Annotated in this window: 17 protein-coding genes; 15 read left to right on the forward strand and 2 right to left on the reverse strand. The window is 52.9% G+C overall.

The window, feature by feature from the left end:
• Window positions 1–201: 201 nt before the first annotated feature.
• A complete protein-coding gene (mrcB, locus tag AAYN39_RS03585; RefSeq protein ID WP_000918132.1) occupies window positions 202–2724 on the reverse strand; it encodes a bifunctional glycosyl transferase/transpeptidase in 2523 nt (840 codons plus the stop codon).
• A 140-nt stretch (window positions 2725–2864) separates the two neighbouring features.
• Complete coding sequence (gene hrpB / locus AAYN39_RS03590) at window positions 2865–5294, reverse strand: ATP-dependent helicase HrpB (RefSeq protein WP_024131150.1); 2430 nt, start codon at window positions 5292–5294, stop codon at window positions 2865–2867.
• 72 nt (window positions 5295–5366) lie between these two features.
• On the opposite strand from hrpB, the gene thpR reads away from it, so the two are divergent.
• From thpR to panC, 15 genes are all read left to right on the forward strand, one after another.
• Entirely contained in the window at window positions 5367–5897 is a 531-nt protein-coding gene (gene thpR / locus AAYN39_RS03595) for an RNA 2',3'-cyclic phosphodiesterase (RefSeq protein ID WP_001294175.1), read from the forward strand.
• A 16-nt stretch (window positions 5898–5913) separates the two neighbouring features.
• Entirely contained in the window at window positions 5914–6618 is a 705-nt protein-coding gene (gene sfsA / locus AAYN39_RS03600; RefSeq protein ID WP_000899414.1) for a DNA/RNA nuclease SfsA, read from the forward strand.
• Window positions 6619–6794: 176 nt separating this feature from the next.
• Window positions 6795–7250, forward strand: a complete 456-nt coding sequence (gene dksA, locus AAYN39_RS03605; RefSeq protein WP_001155232.1) for an RNA polymerase-binding protein DksA — start codon at window positions 6795–6797, stop codon at window positions 7248–7250.
• 68 nt (window positions 7251–7318) lie between these two features.
• A complete protein-coding gene (gene gluQRS / locus AAYN39_RS03610) occupies window positions 7319–8215 on the forward strand; it encodes a tRNA glutamyl-Q(34) synthetase GluQRS (RefSeq protein WP_001763945.1) in 897 nt (298 codons plus the stop codon).
• Window positions 8216–8376: 161 nt separating this feature from the next.
• Window positions 8377–9774 (forward strand): polynucleotide adenylyltransferase PcnB, encoded by a 1398-nt coding sequence (gene pcnB, locus AAYN39_RS03615; RefSeq protein ID WP_204100700.1) that lies wholly within the window; start codon window positions 8377–8379, stop codon window positions 9772–9774.
• Entirely contained in the window at window positions 9771–10250 is a 480-nt protein-coding gene (gene folK, locus AAYN39_RS03620) for a 2-amino-4-hydroxy-6-hydroxymethyldihydropteridine diphosphokinase (protein WP_000150775.1), read from the forward strand. Before pcnB ends, folK begins: the two co-directional genes overlap by 4 nt.
• Before the next feature lie 394 nt (window positions 10251–10644).
• Entirely contained in the window at window positions 10645–11229 is a 585-nt protein-coding gene (locus AAYN39_RS03625) for a fimbrial protein (protein ID WP_000709193.1), read from the forward strand.
• A 178-nt stretch (window positions 11230–11407) separates the two neighbouring features.
• Window positions 11408–12142 carry a fimbrial chaperone gene (locus tag AAYN39_RS03630; RefSeq protein ID WP_000967611.1) on the forward strand — a complete coding sequence of 245 codons (735 nt, stop codon included), beginning with the start codon at window positions 11408–11410 and terminating at the stop codon, window positions 12140–12142.
• Between the two features lie 59 nt (window positions 12143–12201).
• Window positions 12202–14808, forward strand: a complete 2607-nt coding sequence (locus tag AAYN39_RS03635) for an outer membrane usher protein (RefSeq protein WP_001125008.1) — start codon at window positions 12202–12204, stop codon at window positions 14806–14808.
• Complete coding sequence (locus AAYN39_RS03640) at window positions 14795–15361, forward strand: fimbrial protein (protein ID WP_000827925.1); 567 nt, start codon at window positions 14795–14797, stop codon at window positions 15359–15361. Before AAYN39_RS03635 ends, AAYN39_RS03640 begins: the two co-directional genes overlap by 14 nt.
• A 14-nt stretch (window positions 15362–15375) precedes the next feature.
• Window positions 15376–15984 carry a fimbrial protein StaE gene (gene staE / locus AAYN39_RS03645; RefSeq protein WP_000744142.1) on the forward strand — a complete coding sequence of 203 codons (609 nt, stop codon included), beginning with the start codon at window positions 15376–15378 and terminating at the stop codon, window positions 15982–15984.
• 11 nt (window positions 15985–15995) lie between these two features.
• A complete protein-coding gene (locus AAYN39_RS03650; RefSeq protein ID WP_001253683.1) occupies window positions 15996–16580 on the forward strand; it encodes a fimbrial-like protein in 585 nt (194 codons plus the stop codon).
• A gap of 36 nt (window positions 16581–16616) precedes the next feature.
• A complete protein-coding gene (locus AAYN39_RS03655; protein ID WP_000924983.1) occupies window positions 16617–17792 on the forward strand; it encodes a fimbrial-like adhesin in 1176 nt (391 codons plus the stop codon).
• Window positions 17793–17901: 109 nt separating this feature from the next.
• Window positions 17902–18696, forward strand: a complete 795-nt coding sequence (panB, locus tag AAYN39_RS03660; protein ID WP_000043003.1) for a 3-methyl-2-oxobutanoate hydroxymethyltransferase — start codon at window positions 17902–17904, stop codon at window positions 18694–18696.
• A gap of 125 nt (window positions 18697–18821) precedes the next feature.
• The gene (panC, locus tag AAYN39_RS03665; RefSeq protein WP_000905353.1) at window positions 18822–19676 is read left to right on the forward strand and encodes a pantoate--beta-alanine ligase; all 855 of its coding nucleotides are present in this window, start codon (window positions 18822–18824) and stop codon (window positions 19674–19676) included.
• Window positions 19677–19765: the final 89 nt, after the last annotated feature.

Genomic DNA, 19765 nt, shown 5'->3' on the forward strand with positions numbered 1-19765 from the left:
GCGATACGCGGCCCTACGAAAACTAAGGGGTTAAGAAACAACCAGATGAAAAGGAAGGGTTAATAAATTAGACTGAAATGTTATTTATGGAGGATTTGCCGGATGGCGATGTAAGCGTCTTATTCGGCCTACGTCGCACATAATGGGGTCGTAACGGTGTGGACCGAGTAAGCACAGCGCCACCCGGCACTATTACCGTGATTAATTGCCGCCAAACATCTCCTTAATCCAGCCGGCAACGCCGTCGCTCTTCTCTTCTTTCGGCGGCTGTTGCTGCGCAGGCTGCTGCGGCTGAGACGACTGATCGAACGGATTGCCTGACGGCTGCTGTTGCTGCTGCATCATCTCGCCCTGCTGGCACAGCGTATTTGGATCGTCCGTCCAGACCGGCAGAGTGCGCATACCGCCGTTACAGACAAAATTACCGTCGTAATCAACGCCCATATCCACCACATCTTCCGGCGGCGTCAGAACTAAAGGCGTCGGCGTCTGGTTCGCCAGATAGCGCTGGTAAATCGCCATCGCGCCGCTGGCACCGTACAATTTCGTTGGCTGGTTGTTATCACGGCCTACCCAGGTGATAGTCACCTGGCTGCCGTCGATACCGGCAAACCAGGTATCGACATTGTTGTTTGTCGTCCCGGTTTTACCCACCAGATGCAGACCCGGATATTTCGCGCCAAGCTGACGCCCCGTACCACGCTGGACGACCTGCTGCATTGTCCAGAGCGTCAGGTAAGCCGCCTGTGCCGGTACGGCGCGTTCAGCTTGCGGATAACTTTGGTACAGCACTTTACCATCTTCCGCAATAACCGAACGCAGCGCTGATAACGGCGCGCGATTTCCGCCGCTGGCGATAGTCTGGAACGCTTGCGCCACTTCGATCGGCGTCAGGTTCAGCGCCCCTAACAGCATCGCCGGAACCGGATTGAGCTGATCTTTCGGCACGCCGAGCTTCGTCCAGGTATCGGTTACCGCCGGTAAACCTAACGCCATCCCCAGATTGACCGTCGGTACGTTCATTGAACGAGTTAACGCATCCACCAGCATCACTTTCCCGCTTTCGCTGTAGCGACGATCGTCGTTCTCCGGCGACCAGACCTGACCATTCGGCTGGCGCAGAGAAATCGGCGCATCGGCAATCCAGGTGTTCAGACGGTATAAGTTCGGCTGACTTAACGCGGTCAGATAGGTCGCCGGTTTCGCCAGCGACCCGATGGAACGGCGTGCCTGCATGGCACGGTTATAGCCAGCATACTGCGGCTCCGCCCCGCCAACCATCGCGCGTACCTCGCCGCTAAAGCGATCCACTACCACCATCGCAGTTTCCAGATCGCTCAATTTACGCTGCTTCTTCAACGCCGGAATGCCTTCGACAACGGCTTTTTCTGCGGCATCCTGCGCCACGGAGTCAAAGGTGGTGAAGATCTTCACGCCGGAGAGATCTTTAATTTTATCCCCCAGCTTCGCCTGCAGTTCCTGACGAACCATCTGCATAAACGCTGGCTGCGGTGAAATAACGCCGCCGCGCGGCTGTACGCCAAGCGGACGCGCGCTCAGCATGTCATAGAGTTCCTGATCGATGATTTTCTGCTGCTGTAACAGGCGTAACACTAGGTTACGACGCTCCAGCGCCAGTTTCGGGTTACGCCACGGGTTATAAATCGACGCCCCTTTTACCATCCCCACCAGTAACGCCTGCTGATCGAGGCTCAGTTCCTCTACCGGACGACCAAAGTAATACAGGCTCGCCAGCGGAAAACCGCGAATTTCATTATCCCCGCTTTGACCGAGGTAGACCTCGTTCATGTACAGCTCAAGAATACGATCTTTACTGTAACGGGCATCCATGATCAGCGCCATGTAGGCTTCATTCGCTTTACGCCAGTATGATCTTTCGCTGGAGAGGAACAGGTTCTTCACCAGCTGCTGGGTCAGCGTACTGGCCCCCTGCACCGTGCGTCCCGCCGTCAGGTTGGCCAGCACCGCACGCCCGATAGAGTAAAGACTAATGCCATCATGCTCATAGAAACGACGGTCTTCCGTCGCCAACAGCGTATCGACCAGCAGATCCGGGAAACCGCTGCGCGGGACGAATAAACGCTGCTCGCCATTTGGCGAAGAAAGCATGGTGATAAGCCGCGGATCGAGGCGGAAGAAGCCAAACTGGCGGTTGTTATCCAGATTGACGATGGTTTCCAGACGCCCGTCACTGAACGTCAGCCGCGCGCGCACCTGCCCTTCTTTGCTGTCCGGGAAGTCAAACGGACGACGGATCATCTCAATGCTATTGGCCTGCACGGTAAATTCGCCGGGACGGGTCATCTTCGTCACCAGACGATACTGCGTCGCTTCCAGCAATTTCACCATCTCGTTTTTGCTGACAGGCATGTCTGGCTCAAGGTTCACCATCCGGCCATATACCGCCGCCGGAAGCTGCCAGACCTTGCCATCAATACGGCTGCGGATTTTTTGATCCAGATAGACGCCGTAAATGGCGAACAGCACCACAAAAACGATAAACAGTTTTAGCAATAGCCACAGCCAGCCGCGCTTGCCACGAGGCTTACGCCCTTTGCCCTTACCTTTACGCGGCATCGGTTCTTCATCCTCATAGTCATCATCATAATCGTCGTCATGCTGCCGACGACGGCTCACCTTTTGTTTCACAGGACGTGACGGTTTCCCCTTACGTCCAATCGGCTCGCGGTCATTCCCCGCCATGCTTTTTCTCCGCAACATACAGGCGCAAAGGCCCGATTCTCTATTCTTCCGCCAGACGACAGAAGAAGAAATCTCTCAATTTACCTTTTTGCCGGATGGCGATTAACGCCTTATCCGGCCTGGAGGCAACGTATAACACGTCACGAATACTTCTTCGTGCGCCGCGTTGGAGCCGTATTCGCCGGATCGTCCGGCCAGACATGTTTGGGGTAACGCCCCTTCATCTCTTTTTGCACTTCGCGATACGCCCCCTGCCAGAAAGCGCTTAAATCGCGCGTAATCTGTAGCGGTCGCTGCGCTGGCGAAAGCAGTTCCAGCACCAGCGGCACTCGCCCCTGCGCAAGTGTCGGCGTACTTGCCTCGCCGAACATTTCCTGCATTCTGACCGCCAGCGCGGGCGGGTTATCTTCATGATAACGAATCGTTATTCGGCTTCCCGTCGGCACAGTGTAATGCCCAGGCAGTTCACTATCCAGACGTTGCAGCATGGCATAGTCAAGCAGTCCCCGTAACGCCTGAGTCACATTCAGAGATTTCAGACTCCGTAACGACTGTACGCCTGTCATGTGCGGCAGCAACCAATTTTCCAGAGTCGCCAGCAGCGACGCCTCATCCACGGCAGGCCAGTCATATTCCGGCAGCCATTTCGCCGCACAGTGCAGACGCAGACGGAACTGCTCCGCTTCCGGCGTCCAGTTAAGGACGGACAGACCTTTATCGCGGATGCCGTTCAGCATCGCCTGATGAAGCTCCTCTTCAGACGGCTTCGCCAGTGGCTGAACGCTAACCGTCAACTGTCCAATACGCATTCTGCGCCATGCTTTCAACGTTCCCTGCGCCTCGTCCCATTCAACCGTGTCGGACTGGCGCAGTAAATCAGGACACGCCTGAATCAGCGAGGCAATATCCAGCGGCTGCGCCAACAATATTCGGGCGTCCGGCGAGGCGCTACCTTGCAGTAACAGCGGCGCGATCAGCCATTCATGACGTCCCAACGCGTCATCCGCATCTAACATCGCGCCCATACCATTGGCTAACTGATAGCGCCCTTCCTGACCGCGACGCCGCGCGATGCGGTCGCTAAACGCTCTGGCCAACAGCGGCATAATAAGCGCGCTATCCGGCTCGCCATTACGCACCTGCAGCCGTTTTAAAAGCTGCTGGCTACGCTGCTGCCAGCCCGGCTGTCGCCGCGAAAATAGCACGCTTAAATCCGTACCGCCGCCTCGCGGCGGGTCCTCAAGGATGGCCGCGAGCATGGCGGCAGTGGCGGCGCTGTCGCCCTCGTCGGCGTTGACTAACATCGCCGCCAGGCGCGGATCGTTACCTGTTGCCGCCATTTTCCGCCCCCGCGCGCTTAATCGCTCGCCCTCCAGCGCGCCTAACATCAATAATAAACGGCGGGCGGCCTGAAGATTCACCTCCGGCGGCCTGTCCAGCCAGAAAAGCGAGGCCGGATCGTGACATCCCCACTGCAACACCTCCATCAACAAACCGGAGAGGTCGCTGTGTAAGATTTCCGGATCGCTTTGCGCCGCCGCCCGCTCCGCCTGTTCTTTTGCCAGCAGATGTAAACAGATACCCGGCGCCAGTCGTCCGGCGCGCCCCGCGCGCTGCGTCATTGACGCCTGACTGATACGCTGCGTAACCAGCCGCGTCAGTCCCGTTCGCGCGTCGAATCGCGCCACGCGCTCCTGAGCGCTATCGACGACCAGACGAATCCCTTCAATCGTCAAACTGGTTTCGGCAATGTTAGTCGCCAATACCACTTTACGCATCCCGGCGGGTGCGGGAACAATCGCTTTGCGTTGCGCTTCCAGAGACAATGCGCCATACAGCGGACAAAGCAGGACATCGCTCCCTACCCGCGACGCCAGATGTTCATGAACGCGCTGTATTTCGCCTACGCCGGGTAAAAATAGCAGCAGCGAACCGTTTTCATTGCGCAGCAGTTCCGCTGTCGCCATCGCGACGGCTTCATCAAAACGCAAATGCGCCGCAAGCGGCTGATAACGTCGCTCCACGGGAAACGCGCGCCCCTCCGAGACGATCGTCGGCGCATCAGGCAGTCGCTGACAAAGCCTGTCGTTATCCAGCGTCGCAGACATGATTAACAGCCTGAGATCGTCACGGAGCCCTTGCTGGATATCCAGCAACAGCGCCAACGCTAAATCCGCCTGTAAACTGCGCTCATGAAATTCATCCAGTATCACCAGCCCCACGCCGCGTAATTCGGGATCGCGCTGAATCATTCTGGTCAATACGCCTTCGGTCACCACTTCCAGCCGGGTACGCGGCCCCACGCAGCTTTGCGCGCGCATCCGGTAACCTACCGTTTCGCCAGGCTTTTCATTCAACGCTTCCGCCAGACGCTGGGCGACATTACGCGCCGCCAGACGACGCGGTTCAAGCAGGAGAATTTTTCCAGCAACCGGCCCCTGTTGCAGGAGTTGCAACGGCAGCCAGGTGGATTTCCCCGCCCCGGTAGGCGCGGACAACAAAACCTGCGGCGCGGTTTTTAGGGCTGTCAACAATTCAGGCAATACGGCGGCAACGGGCAATGACGTCACAAACGGCTCCACGGGGTTAACTTTCTTTGCGCCGCATTGTAGCATCGTGTTAATCCATAACCGAGTATCCCTATGTCTGAGCCAAAACGGCTGTTTTTTGCTATTGACTTACCCGACGACGCGCGCGCGCAAATTATCGCCTGGCGCGCCGCCCATTTTGCGTCTGAAGACGGACGCCCCGTGGCAGCGGCGAACCTACACCTGACGCTGGCCTTTTTAGGCGACGTCAGTAACGATAAGCAGCGCGCGCTTGCGCAACTGGCCGGACGAATTCGCCAACCGGGCTTTACGCTACATCTAGATGACGCCGGTCAGTGGTTGCGTTCGCGCGTTGTGTGGCTGGGAATGCGCCAGCCGCCGCGCGGGTTGTTGCAGTTGGCTAATATGCTGCGCGCGCAGGCCGCCCGCAGCGGTTGTTACCAAAGCCCGCAGCCTTTTCACCCGCATATTACGCTGCTGCGCGACGCCAGCCATACGGTGGCTATCCCGCCGCCGGGCTTTTGCTGGTCATTTCCGGTCACATCGTTTGCGCTTTACGCCTCTTCGTATGGGCAAGGCCGTACCCGCTATGCCGAGCTGCAGCGCTGGACGCTGGGCGAATAATAATCAAGGAATGTCGATGCTATTCTCACCCCCTTTACAACGCGCTACGTTGATTCAGCGCTATAAACGTTTTTTAGCTGATGTCATCACCCCTGACGGTACGACGCTTACGCTGCACTGTCCTAATACCGGCGCGATGACTGGCTGCGCCACGCCTGGCGATACCGTCTGGTATTCGACATCAGAAAATACTAAACGCAAATATCCGCATACCTGGGAATTGACTGAAACGCAATCCGGCGCATTCATTTGCGTGAATACGCTGCGGGCGAACCAGCTAACGAAAGAAGCGATTCAGGAGAATCGCCTGCCGGCGCTGGCGGGGTACAATATTCTGAATAGTGAAGTCAAATATGGCGCCGAGCGCAGCCGTATAGATTTTATGTTACAGGCAGATTTCCGCCCGGACTGCTATATTGAAGTGAAATCGGTCACGTTAGCGGAAAAAGAAAACGGTTATTTTCCCGACGCCATCACCGAACGAGGGCAAAAACATCTTCGGGAGTTGATGGGCGTTGCGGCGGCAGGTCATCGCGCGGTGGTGGTGTTCGCTGTGCTGCACTCCGCCATTACACGTTTTTCCCCCGCACGTCATATCGATATAAAATACGCGCAGCTATTGAGCGAGGCTCAGAATAAAGGCGTGGAAGTTTTAGCTTATAAAGCAGAACTTTCAGCCACAAAAATGGAACTGAACGAACCAGTGCCCATAACGTTGTAGTGGAATAACAGCCTGATTATTAAGTATTCTGGCCGCGTGCGTAAATACGCTTTTCCTCACAGGGTTGTCAAGTGTTACGTTTAGATAATTGCTATCCGGAAAAGCATCTGCTATTTATAGCGACCTGATTTTCCCCCGAACATGGGGATCGATAGTGCGTGTTAAGGAGAAGCAACATGCAAGAAGGGCAAAACCGTAAAACATCGTCCCTGAGTATTCTCGCCATCGCTGGGGTGGAGCCGTACCAGGAGAAACCGGGCGAAGAGTATATGAACGAAGCCCAGCTATCGCACTTCAAGCGTATTCTTGAAGCATGGCGTAATCAACTCCGGGATGAAGTCGATCGCACTGTGACGCACATGCAGGACGAAGCCGCCAACTTCCCCGATCCGGTCGATCGCGCCGCGCAGGAAGAGGAGTTTAGCCTGGAGTTACGTAATCGTGACCGTGAGCGCAAACTGATCAAAAAGATCGAGAAAACGCTGAAGAAAGTGGAAGATGAAGACTTCGGTTATTGCGAGTCCTGCGGAGTGGAGATTGGTATCCGCCGCCTGGAAGCGCGTCCAACAGCCGATCTGTGCATCGACTGCAAAACGCTGGCTGAAATTCGCGAAAAACAGATGGCGGGTTAATCCCGTTCGTTTCTACCCTATTTATGACAGGCGGGAGTTTTCCCGCCTTATTCTTTATTGCCCGCAGCATGACTGACTCACACTATATTGGCCGTTTCGCGCCGTCGCCATCCGGCGAACTGCATTTCGGCTCGTTAATCGCCGCCCTCGGCAGCTATCTACAAGCCCGTGCGCAACGCGGAGTTTGGCGCGTTCGCATAGAGGATATCGACCCCCCACGTGAAGTTCCCGGTGCCGCAGCGACCATTCTGCGCCAGCTGGAACATTACGGCCTGCACTGGGATGGCGAGGTCTTATGGCAATCACAGCGTCATGAGGCTTATCGCGAGGCGCTGGCCTGGCTTCACGAGCAGGGACTGAGCTACTACTGCACTTGCCCCCGCTCGCGCATTCAACGTCTGGGCGGTATTTACGATGGCCATTGCCGGACGTTATGCCACGGGCCGGAGAATGCCGCCGTCAGAATTAAACAGCAGCATCCAGTGATGCATTTCCATGATGCCTTGCGCGGCGACATCCAGGCTGACCCACAGCTGGCTAGCGAAGATTTTATTATCCACCGCCGCGACGGACTGTTTGCTTATAACCTGGCCGTGGTGGTCGACGATCATTTTCAGGGGGTGACGGAGATCGTCCGCGGCGCAGATTTAATCGAACCTACTGTCCGACAACTTTCGCTGTATAAACAGTTTGGCTGGCGTGCGCCAGGTTACGTGCACCTTCCGCTGGCGCTCAACGAACAAGGCGCTAAACTTTCCAAGCAAAATCATGCCCCTGCGCTTGCGACAGGCGATCCGCGCCCGGTACTGGTCCAGGCATTGCGCTTTTTAGGCCAACGCGACGTCGTAGCGTGGCAGGAGATGTCTGTTGAGGAGTTGCTGCGCTTTGCGGTGGCGCACTGGAGGCTTACAGCCGTACCCACATCGGCTAATGTAAATCCGGCATTCTCAAATGCGTCTCGCTGAGCTATGATTAGCCGCTATTTTTGCTCATCGTCTTTCGCATTGCTGCGGCGTTAATGATGCTTACAGCCCAGGTCGCGTTGCTCTCTTACGCCCGTCTGCCGTAATGCGAAAGACATAGAGTAAGTTGATCTTATTAATGTATGACACTACCGAGGTGCGCTATTTTTACCCGAGTCGCTAATTTTTGCCGTAAGGTGTTAAGCCGCGAGGAGAGCGAGGCAGAACAAGCCGTCGCCCGTCCACATATGACGATTATCCCGCGTGAACAGCACGCTATCTCCCGCAAAGATATCAGTGAAAATGCCCTCAAGGTACTGTACAGGCTGAACAAAGCGGGCTATGAAGCCTACCTGGTCGGCGGCGGCGTCCGCGATCTCCTGCTCGGTAAAAAGCCGAAGGATTTCGATGTGACCACCAACGCAACACCGGATCAGGTACGGAAATTATTCCGCAATTGCCGTCTGGTGGGGCGTCGTTTCCGCCTGGCTCACGTGATGTTTGGCCCGGAAATTATCGAAGTGGCAACGTTTCGTGGTCATAATGAAGGCAGTGAAAGCGACCGTACGACCTCCCAGCGTGGGCAAAACGGTATGCTGCTGCGCGACAACATCTTCGGCTCTATCGAAGAAGATGCCCAGCGCCGCGATTTCACCATCAACAGCCTTTACTACAGCGTGGCGGATTTTACCGTGCGCGATTACGTCGGCGGGATGCAGGATCTGCAAGAAGGCGTGATTCGCCTGATCGGCAATCCGGAAACGCGCTACCGCGAAGATCCGGTTCGAATGCTGCGCGCCGTGCGTTTCGCTGCGAAGCTCAATATGCGTATCAGCCCTGAAACGGCTGAGCCAATCCCGCGTCTGGCAACCTTGCTAAACGACATTCCTCCCGCGCGCCTGTTCGAAGAATCGCTGAAGCTGTTGCAGGCGGGGAACGGTTTTGAAACCTATCAACAACTGCGGGAATACCACCTCTTCCAGCCGTTGTTTCCTACCATTACGCGTTATTTCACCGAAAACGGCGACAGCGCAATGGAACGCATCATTGCGCAGGTGTTGAAGAATACGGATAACCGCATCCGTAACGAGATGCGCGTTAACCCGGCATTTTTGTTTGCCGCCATGTTCTGGTATCCGCTGCTGGAGATGGCGCAAAAAATCGCTCAGGAGAGCGGCCTTGCCTATTACGATGCTTTCGCGCTGGCCATGAATGACGTGCTGGATGAAGCCTGCCGTTCACTGGCGATCCCGAAACGCCTTACCACGCTTACCCGTGATATTTGGCAGCTTCAGTTACGCATGTCGCGACGCCAGGGCAAACGCGCCTGGAAGCTGATGGAACATCCCAAATTCCGCGCCGCGTTTGATTTGCTGGAGCTGCGCGCCCAAGTGGAAAATAATACTGAACTGCAACGTCTGGCGCAGTGGTGGGCCGAGTTTCAGGCTTCCGCGCCGCCGGAACAAAAAGGGATGCTCAACGAGCTGGACGACGATCCTGCTCCACGCCGCCGTCGTTCACGTCCGCGCAAACGCGCGCCGCGCCGCGAGGGCACCGTATGACGATCGCGTATATCGCGCTTGGCAGTAATCTGGCCTCTCCGCTGGAGCAGGTCAATGCCGCCCTGAAGGCTATCGCCGACATTCCCGATAGCCGTATCGTCGCGGTTTCTTCGTTTTACCGCACGCCGCCGCTTGGCCCACAGGATCAGCCCGATTACCTGAACGCTGCGGTGGCGCTGGATACCGCTCTCGCCCCCGAAGAATTGCTTAACCATACCCAGCGCATTGAGCTGCAACAGGGCCGGGTGCGCAAGGCCGAACGCTGGGGGCCGCGCACGCTGGATCTCGACATTATGCTGTTTGGCGATGAAGTCATTAACACCGACCGTCTGACCGTGCCGCACTACGACATGAAAAACCGCGGTTTTATGCTGTGGCCGTTATTCGAAATCGCTCCGGAGCTGGTGTTTCCCGACGATAAAGGTCTGCTGATCGAGCTGATGTCCCAAATGTCTCCCTGTCCCGATCGTTGGTAAGAAATACCCCTATTATCAATTCAACAAATAGTTTCTATGCTGTTATTCCGTATAATTAGATAAATTAAATACTCTTGTTAGAAATAATCATGGAACCAGTCGTATATTATATAACATAGTAACAAACCATATATTTCAGCTATCCGTTTAAAAAACAGCCGCTTAATGCAATTAAACATACACACCATGAATAACACTATTAATAACACAATGAATAAAATGTCAGAATATCCTTAAATATAATCAGAGGTAATTCATCGCAAAAAACAATAAATAATAAATAATAAATATTATACAAAAATTATCCTCAAACGCTAAAATCCAAGCCCTGCTATTTAATATAAATTAATAGATATTTAATTTATTAACATTTCAATCCTGTAAGGATACAGCAATGAAAAAAGCGATTTTAGCTGCCGCAATGGTTATGGCTATGGGTTCTACTTCCGCAATGGCAGTTGAAGGCGGCCAGATCGAATTCCACGGTTTAGTGAGCGCAACAACCTGTTCTAAAGTAGTTTCCTCTTCACGCGGTAATCAAGCGACTGATGGTGACGTATATCTGACTACAGCAGCCCCAGGCGATATCACTGAAGGCGTTGCTGCTAACGCATACGGCGCGCTTCCGGCTCCGTTCTCTATCATCCTGGATTGCTCAGGCGCGGCTGATGTAACTGATGCCACTAAGGCTTCTCTGGTAATGGATTCGTCATTCTCTAACACTACCGGCACTCTTGACAATGACACCACACTGTCCGTGGCTGGTGAAACTGGGGCTGAAAACGTGAATATCGCCATCCATGATGCCGATACCAAAACTCAGGTTAAAATCGATGGCGCTGAAATTCATGAAGCGTCCTTCAAAAACAAAGTTGCAACCTATAACTTTATGGCGTCTTACGTTCGTGCCGATGCTTCTAAAGAAGTGACTACCGGTCATGTAACCACGAACGCAATGTATACCTTTACTTACCAGTAACAGGACATACGGTTATCACTAATAAGTACTCGTACCTTTCCTTGAGTTAGCGTGCTTATCAGTTATTGATCTCATATAACCTTCGGGGTCCAGGAATTATTTCAACGATTCCGGGGGTTCATTCAATTTAATTAAATTCAAAGTTGATTTCATTATCTTCTACAGGCAAGGAACGCTTATGTTGTATGTAAAAAAAAGCCTGACCGCCATCGTATTAGCCAGTGCTGTATTTAGTACCTTTAGCTATGCGGATATTATTATCTCGGGCACCAGAATCGTTTATGACGAAAATAAAAAAGACGTCAGTATACGACTGGAAAATAAGGGTACCCGCCCATTATTAGTCCAAAACTGGATAGACCTGGGTAACGATAACGACGATCCCGGGAGTATTAAAGCGCCTTTCGTTTCTACCCCCCCGGTTTCACGCGTTGAGCCTAAACGTGGGCAATCGGTAAAAATTATGTATACCCAGGCCAGCGCGCTGCCGAAAGACCGGGAAAGCGTCTTCTGGTTTAACGTACTGGAAGTACCGCCAAAAGCGGATACCAGCAAAGAAGAGAATAAAAGCTTACTGCAACTGGCTTTTCGTACCCGTATCAAACTGTTCTATCGCCCAACAGGACTAAAAGGCCAGCCTGCTGAAGCGGCAAAACAACTGAAGTGGCAAATAGCGAGCGAACAAGGCTACGCGGTACTACGTGCTGATAACTCAACTCCGTATTTCGTCTCATTTAATGACGCTACCTACACTGCAGGCGGTAAACGTTATGACGTTGAAGCCACCATGGTTGCGCCTTTCAGTAAATCATCCTTCACCGTGAAAGGCTTGTCAGGCGCTAGCGCCGGAAAACTGGAGTATCACGCCATTAATGATTTTGGCGGTTTGATTGAAGGTTCCGTATCGCTGTAACGGATTAACCAAGAATCAGGATGAAGAAATCGGTGTAAAACTTTCCACATTCCAAGGCCATGCCGAAGAAAACGATGCTCGCAGTTTGCTGTGCGCTATTTTATAGCCAGAGCAGTATTTCCGCTGAAAGCGTTGAATACGACAGTTCCTTTTTAATGGGGAGTAGCGCCTCCACAATCGATATCAGCAAATACTCCGACGGCAACCCAACGCCTGTCGGAACGTATAGCGTGAAAGTTTTTGTCAACGAAAACCCCGTATCAAGCCTGTCCATACCCTTTATCGATATCGGCAAGGTCAGTGCAGAAGCCTGCCTGACACAAAAAAATCTGGCGCAGTTGCATATCAAACAGCCAGAAATCAATGCGACCAATCAAATTCTGAAAAAAGGGGAGGAAGAAGATCAAGATTGTCTGAACCTTCCCGTCGCCATCGCGCATTCAGAGGTCAATTTTGATATGGGCGAACAGCGTCTGGATATTACCGTACCTCAGGCGTGGCTCATTGAAGGTTATGACGGCTATGTTGAGCCTTCGCTGTGGGAAGATGGTATTCCGGCAGCGCTTCTGTCCTACTCGGCTAACGGCTATCACAGCACCAATGGCAGCGCCGATAATGACAGTATGTATGCGGCGTTTAACACCGGTATTAACCTCGGCGCATGGCGTTTTCGCGCCAACGGCAACTATAACTGGACGAAAGACTCAGGAAGCTCCTTTGACTATCAGAATCGCTACTTGCAGCGCGATCTGCCTTCAATGCGCTCTCAACTTGTTGTCGGTGAAACCTATACCACGGGCGAAACATTTGACTCCGTAAGCATTCGCGGGGCTCGTCTGTATAGCGACAACCGAATGCTACCTTCGCAGCTTGCCAACTATGCGCCGATTATTCGCGGCGTAGCAAACAGTAACGCCAAGGTCAGCATAACCCAGGGCGGCTACAAAATTTATGAGTCCACGGTACCGCCAGGCCCCTTTGAAATCAGCGACATCAGTCCTTCCGGCTACGGTAGCGACCTCATCGTCACCGTTGAGGAGGCCGACGGCAGTAAACGCACCTTTAGCCAGCCATTCTCCTCGGTTATGCAGATGCAGCGCCCGGGCGTCGGACGTTGGGATTTCAGCGCCGGTGAAGTGAATGACGATGAGCTTCATGACAAGCCCTATATGGCGCAAGGTTCATATTACTACGGCCTTAATAACTTTTTGACCCTCTATACAGGTGTTCAGGGAACAGATAATAACTATCTTGCCGGGTTGCTGGGTGTCGGCCTCAACACCCCTCTTGGCGCATTTGCACTTGATGTCACTCAGTCTCGTACAGAGATCCCTGAGGATAAAACCTATAAGGGCCAGAGCTACCGACTGACGTGGAACAAGCTGATTGAACCGACGGCAACCTCCTTTAACGTAGCGGCATATCGTTATTCAACGCAGGACTACCTGGGCCTGAATGATGCGCTACAGCTGATTGATGACGCGAAACATAAAGACGCGGACGATCGCAACACCATGCTTAACTATTCGCGCATGAAAAACCAGGTCACGGTCAGCATAAACCAACCGTTGAGGTTTAAGGAAGTCGACTACGGTTCCTTTTTCCTCTCAGGCTCCTGGACCGACTACTGGGCTACCAATGAAAGCCGTACCGACTATAGCCTCGGTTACGGAAGAGGTTTTTCGTGGGGCAGCCTCAGTATCAACCTCCAGAGATCCTGGGATGAAGATGGCGAAAAAGATGATTCGCTCTATATCAACTTCAACGTTCCGCTGGAGAATCTGCTGGGCGGCGGTCGCCGTAAGTCGGGTTTCAGCTCACTGACGGCGCAAATGCGCACTGATTTTGACGGCGGGTACCAGTTGAGCATGAACAGCAACGGCAGCAGTGAAGACCACACGCTGAACTACAGCGTTAACACCGGCTACACCATGCAGAAAAATGAAAAGAACATCACCGATGTCAGCGGCTACGCCAGCTATCAGTCCCCCTGGGGAGATGTTACTGCTTCAGCCTCTGCCAATAATGACAGCAGCCGACAATATTCGCTCGCCACAACCGGAGACTTTGTCCTGCATGGCGGTGGAGTGACGTTCACTAACGATAACTTCGGTAATAGCGATGCCATCGTGCTGGTAAAAGCCCCTGGCGCGAAAGGCGCGCGCATCAATGGCGGCAACAGCACCATCGATCGCTGGGGCTACGGCGCGACGAACTCGCTTTCCGCCTACAGAGAAAACCAGGTCAATATTGATATCGACACGCTGGAAAACGATGTCGAACTAAAGAGCACCAGTACAACCCTGATACCGCGTGATGGCGCGGTAGTCTTAGCCAGTTTCGAAACTGACCAGGGACGCTCGGTCATTCTCAACATGTCCCGTAATGACGGAAAAGCCCTACCATTTGGCGCAGAAGTCTACGAGAACGATGTGCAGATCGACAACATGGGCCAGGGCGGTCAGGCTTTTGTTCGCGGCATCAGCGATGCAGGCGAACTCTCAGTACGCTGGTTTGAAGAAAACCAGCCAGCAACTTGTTTAGCAACCTTTGCGTTGCCGGCAACGCAACAAACGGTAGGGTCCAGCCAGACCTTACTGTTAGACCACATAACCTGTCGTGTTAATAACCTTAAATCAAATGGAATAGACAATGAAAAGGAATAAATACCTTTTAGCAGCCTCTGTGCTCGCCGTGATATTTCCGCTTACCAGTCAGGCGGAAAATATCAACGTCGACTTTACCGCCACCGTGTTAGCCACGACCTGCAGCATGTCAATTGCGGCGTTAGATGGCTCGAACTTATCGGGTGATGCCACCAGCGGCTATACGCTGAACGTCGGCGATGTCGGGTTGGATAAAATTATAAAAAAATCAGCGGAATCGCAGAAAAACTTTAAGTTTGTCGCGAAGGATTGCAGTGCCGCTCTGACCAAAATCACCACCACGCTTGCCAGCTCCACAGATGCCAGCGGCAATTTTATCAAAAACCAATCAGCGGCAAGCGGCGCTGCCACCAATGTTGGCATGGGCTTTAAGCGCAAAAGCACTACCGATGAAACCTATTTCACGCCCGGCTCAGGCTCATTTAGCTGGACTTCCGACGAGCGCGCAGCAAACGAAGTGGAAATGACGGTCGCGCTGCGTGAACTGACCGACGGCGCGGGTACCACAGGTGCTTTCAGCTCAACCGCTACGTTTAACTTCACTTATCAATAACAAGGACGATGATAATGAAAAAGCAAATATTGCGCGTCGTGATTTTTAGCTCGCTGATTGCCACGGGAGCTGGCATATCAACGATGACATATGCCGATGGAACCAACAGTCTGGACCTGACCGTGAACGCCAATATCACTGCGGGTACGTGTTCTGCATCCGTGGTTGAAGGTGATACCATTACCGATACTATCGCTTTTGGCAACGTTTACATTTCTGAAGTATATGCAAAAAGTAAAATAAAACTTTTCAAGTTACGGTTCAGTGATTGTGTCGGTCTCAAAGATAAAAAAGCTAAGTTCAGACTAGCCCCAAATAATGTAGCATGCCCGGGGAGCAGCGGCACTGATGGGCAATTCGCAAATGCCTCGACTTCAACAACAAAGGCAGCAATGGTCGCCATGGAAGTATGGACGACAGAAACCCCTGGAGGCACTGGCGCGGTAAAACTTCACTGCTGGTCGAAACCAGAACAAACCGTGGATTTATCTGGTGCAAGTGTAACAACGCCTGTTGATTTTCCTTTAAGCGCTATGATGGTCGCTCAAAGCGGCGGTACGCTTCAAAATATGACAGCGGGAGATTTCTACTCGCCCACCACCTTCACCATCACTTACCAGTAATGGTGATACCAATGAGACGTTTGCGCGAACCCACGCTCGCCACGTTATTTTCAGGGCTGGCAACAGCCCTGTTTAGCGCGACGCTGTACGCCGATACCAATGTGAATTTCACCGCCAGCGTGCAGAAGGACACCTGCCAGATAAAGATAGATGGCAATGGAACGGTAAACTTCGCCACCATAGCGCCCGCCTATTTTGCCGATGGCATTACCGCGGAAACCGATTATGAGGGGGGGAAAGAGTTCACCATTAAGCTTATTTCTTGCCCGATCAGTGATGGTAAAATAACCAATGTCACCTTTAATTTCGCACCACTAAACGGGCAGTTCTCACCTGAGAATCAACAAGTTTTTCCTAATGACATCGCTACCGATGCTGGTGGCGTAGACAATGTCGGCGTGGTGATTTTCACCACCGATTCACCACGCACCAACGTGCTTAATACGGATGGTTCATCGCGGGCGACTTTTGCTGCCAGCACCTACAGCGACACCGTCTGGACCTTTTACTCCAGAATGCAAAAAATACGCAGTGCCGAAAAAGTGACGACCGGTGAACTTAGCAGCCGTGTACTGGTGAATGTCTCCTATGAATAATCAGGAGATTTTATTAAACGAAAGGATATCGTTAATATGCTTTTAAAAAACACAACATGGTTTGCCGCCTTTTTCCTGATGATGGCTATCATGTCCAACTGTTATGCCATAAATACTACCCTGGCCGTTGGCGACTACGCCTCCAGTGAACATGATGGCCCAAGCGGGGATTCGGTATTCACTGATAACAGCCACAATTTTGGGCAGACCATCGCGATTCATAAGGAAACGGCGCTGCGCCAGATTACCGTTTTTAACTGGTCCGGCATCCAGTACGTTATGGAGATGTTCTGTAACGGCAGCGGCAACCACACCTACCTTCAACTGACCCATAATTATATCTCTGCTGGCAAAAGCTATAATGGACATCCGCTGTATAAAACCTCAATTCCCGGTTTTTATTTCACCATTGAGATGACCTTCCTTCAGCCAGCAGAGAATATGACCTCAAGCACCTTCTGGTTTGATAAGACCTCAACGCCGATCACCAGCGAGTTCACGGAATTTCCGTCAGCCTGCTCCAGAACAAATGTTTATAGCAACCTTGGCAAATTAATGTATGGCCTGAAAATCTATGCCTATGTCGACTCTGACTTCGCGCCGACGGAAGCCCAGCTTCAAAGCTTTACGCTGTCTAAAAACGGCGACTCCGATTTCTACATTGATAACCCGGGCAGCGGATTATCAAACTATAAAATGAAGTTTAACCTCGCCGCCACAGGACTTAAGGCCGTCTGGCCAACCTGCTCGGCCAGCACCATTAGCGGCACCAATGTTTCGGGATCAACGGTTAAGCTGGGTAGCTTTTATCCAAAGCAGATTATGGAAGGGCTGTCGCCGACCAAGTTCCAGATCAATCTCTCCTCCTGCCAGTACATCAATAATATTGAAGTTAAATTGGCCAGTAATAATGTCGGGACGAAAAACACCTCGCTACTAACCAACAATTCAACCAGCAACACGAAAGCCAGCGGCATTGGCGTTTTAATTGAAGGTTTGAAAAGTAGTTCGAGCGCCCAGATGGTACTCAAACCTAACGACTCAAGCTCAATTTATAAAGATACCACCAATAACACCGGAGACGGCAGCCCGGTAGGAAGCGCGACAAAATCGTTGTATTTCCAGGCAACCTTAAAGCCCGATGGTGACAATCCAACAATCAATCCAGGTGATTTCAAAGCCACCGCTCAATTTTCAATCACCTATCCGTAAAATCCTATAACGAACCGCAACGCAATTTGCCCAGAAAAGGCTAACGCTTGCGGTTCTCTTCCCCTACAATGCGGCCATTCTATTCATCAATATTATGGCCGGAGAGGTTATGAGCAAACCCACTACTATCGCTGTGCTGCAGAAATGCAAACAAGAGAAAAAGCGCTTCGCCACCATTACCGCGTACGATTACAGCTTCGCCAAACTCTTCGCCGATGAAGGCATCAATGTGATGCTGGTTGGCGACTCGCTGGGCATGACAATTCAGGGGCACGACTCCACCCTGCCTGTCACCGTGGAAGATATCGCCTACCACACCCGCGCGGTACGCCGCGGCGCGCCGAACTGCCTGCTGCTCTCCGACCTGCCGTTTATGGCTTACGCCACGCCGGAACAGGCGTTTGAAAACGCGGCTATCGTGATGCGTGCGGGGGCCAACATGGTCAAAATCGAAGGCGGCGCATGGTTGGTTGATACGGTGAAAATGCTCACCGAACGCGCCGTGCCGGTGTGTGGCCATCTGGGATTAACTCCCCAGTCGGTGAATATCTTCGGCGGCTATAAAATTCAGGGCCGCGGCGATGCCGGGCAGATACTGCTGGATGATGCGCTGGCCTTAGAAGCAGCGGGCGCTCAACTGCTGGTGCTGGAGTGCGTGCCGGTTGAACTGGCGAAGCGCGTCACGGAAGCGCTGTCGATTCCGGTGATCGGCATCGGCGCGGGCAACGTCACCGACGGTCAGATCCTGGTGATGCACGATGCGTTTGGCATCACCGGCGGTCATATTCCAAAATTCGCGAAAAATTTCCTTGCCGAGGCGGGCGACATGCGCGCCGCCGTACGGCAGTATATGGCAGAAGTGGAGTCCGGCGTTTATCCGGGCGAAGAACACAGCTTTCACTAATTTTTCTGACCGTGCCGGATAGCGACGCGACGCGTCTTATCCGGCCTACAGATCCTCAACGGATGTAGGCCTGATAAGCGCAGCGCCATCGGGCTGGATCATCAAGCAACTCAAGGAGTCTTGTTGTGTTAATCATTGAAACCCTGCCGCTGCTGCGCCAGCATATTCGCCGTCTGCGTCAGGAAGGCAAACGCGTCGCACTGGTTCCCACTATGGGCAACCTGCACGACGGCCATATGAAGCTGGTCGATGAGGCAAAAGCCCGGGCCGATGTGGTCATCGTCAGCATTTTCGTCAACCCGATGCAATTTGATCGGCCGGACGATCTGGTGCGCTATCCGCGCACGTTGCAGGAAGATTGTGAAAAGCTGAACAAACGCAAAGTCGATTATGTCTTTGCCCCAGCCGTTGAGGAAATCTACCCTCAGGGGCTGGAAGGACAGACATACGTTGACGTTCCCGGCCTCTCTACCATGCTGGAAGGCACCAGCCGTCCGGGCCACTTCCGCGGCGTCTCGACCATCGTCAGCAAGCTGTTCAACCTTATCCAGCCGGATATCGCCTGCTTTGGCGAGAAAGATTTCCAGCAGCTGGCGCTGATCCGCAAAATGGTGGCGGATATGGGTTATGACATTGAGATCGTCGGTGTGCCGATTATTCGCGCTAAAGACGGTCTGGCGCTCAGCTCACGTAACGCTTATCTGACTGCAGAGCAGCGCAAAATTGCGCCGGGTCTATACAACGTGATGAATAGCATCGCTGAAAAACTGATTGCGGGTAATCGTGAGCTGCAAGAGATTATTGCCATTGCCGAGCAGGAACTGAATGAAAAAGGCTTCCGTGCCGACGACATTCAAATCCGTGATGCCGACACGCTGCTGGAGCTGACGGAAACCAGCAAACGCGCAGTGATTCTGGCTGCCGCCTGGCTGGGACAGGCGCGTCTGATCGATAATCAAAGCGTTACATTAGCCCAGTAGACAGGGGTTAAAAATCGGGCAATACTGCCTGAGAATTTCCAAAGCAGGCTACAAGCGCCTGCTTAGCCAAGATAAACGACAGGGTATAG

This window comes from Salmonella sp. K21076 (assembly GCF_039650795.1).
Lineage (GTDB): Bacteria > Pseudomonadota > Gammaproteobacteria > Enterobacterales > Enterobacteriaceae > Salmonella > Salmonella enterica.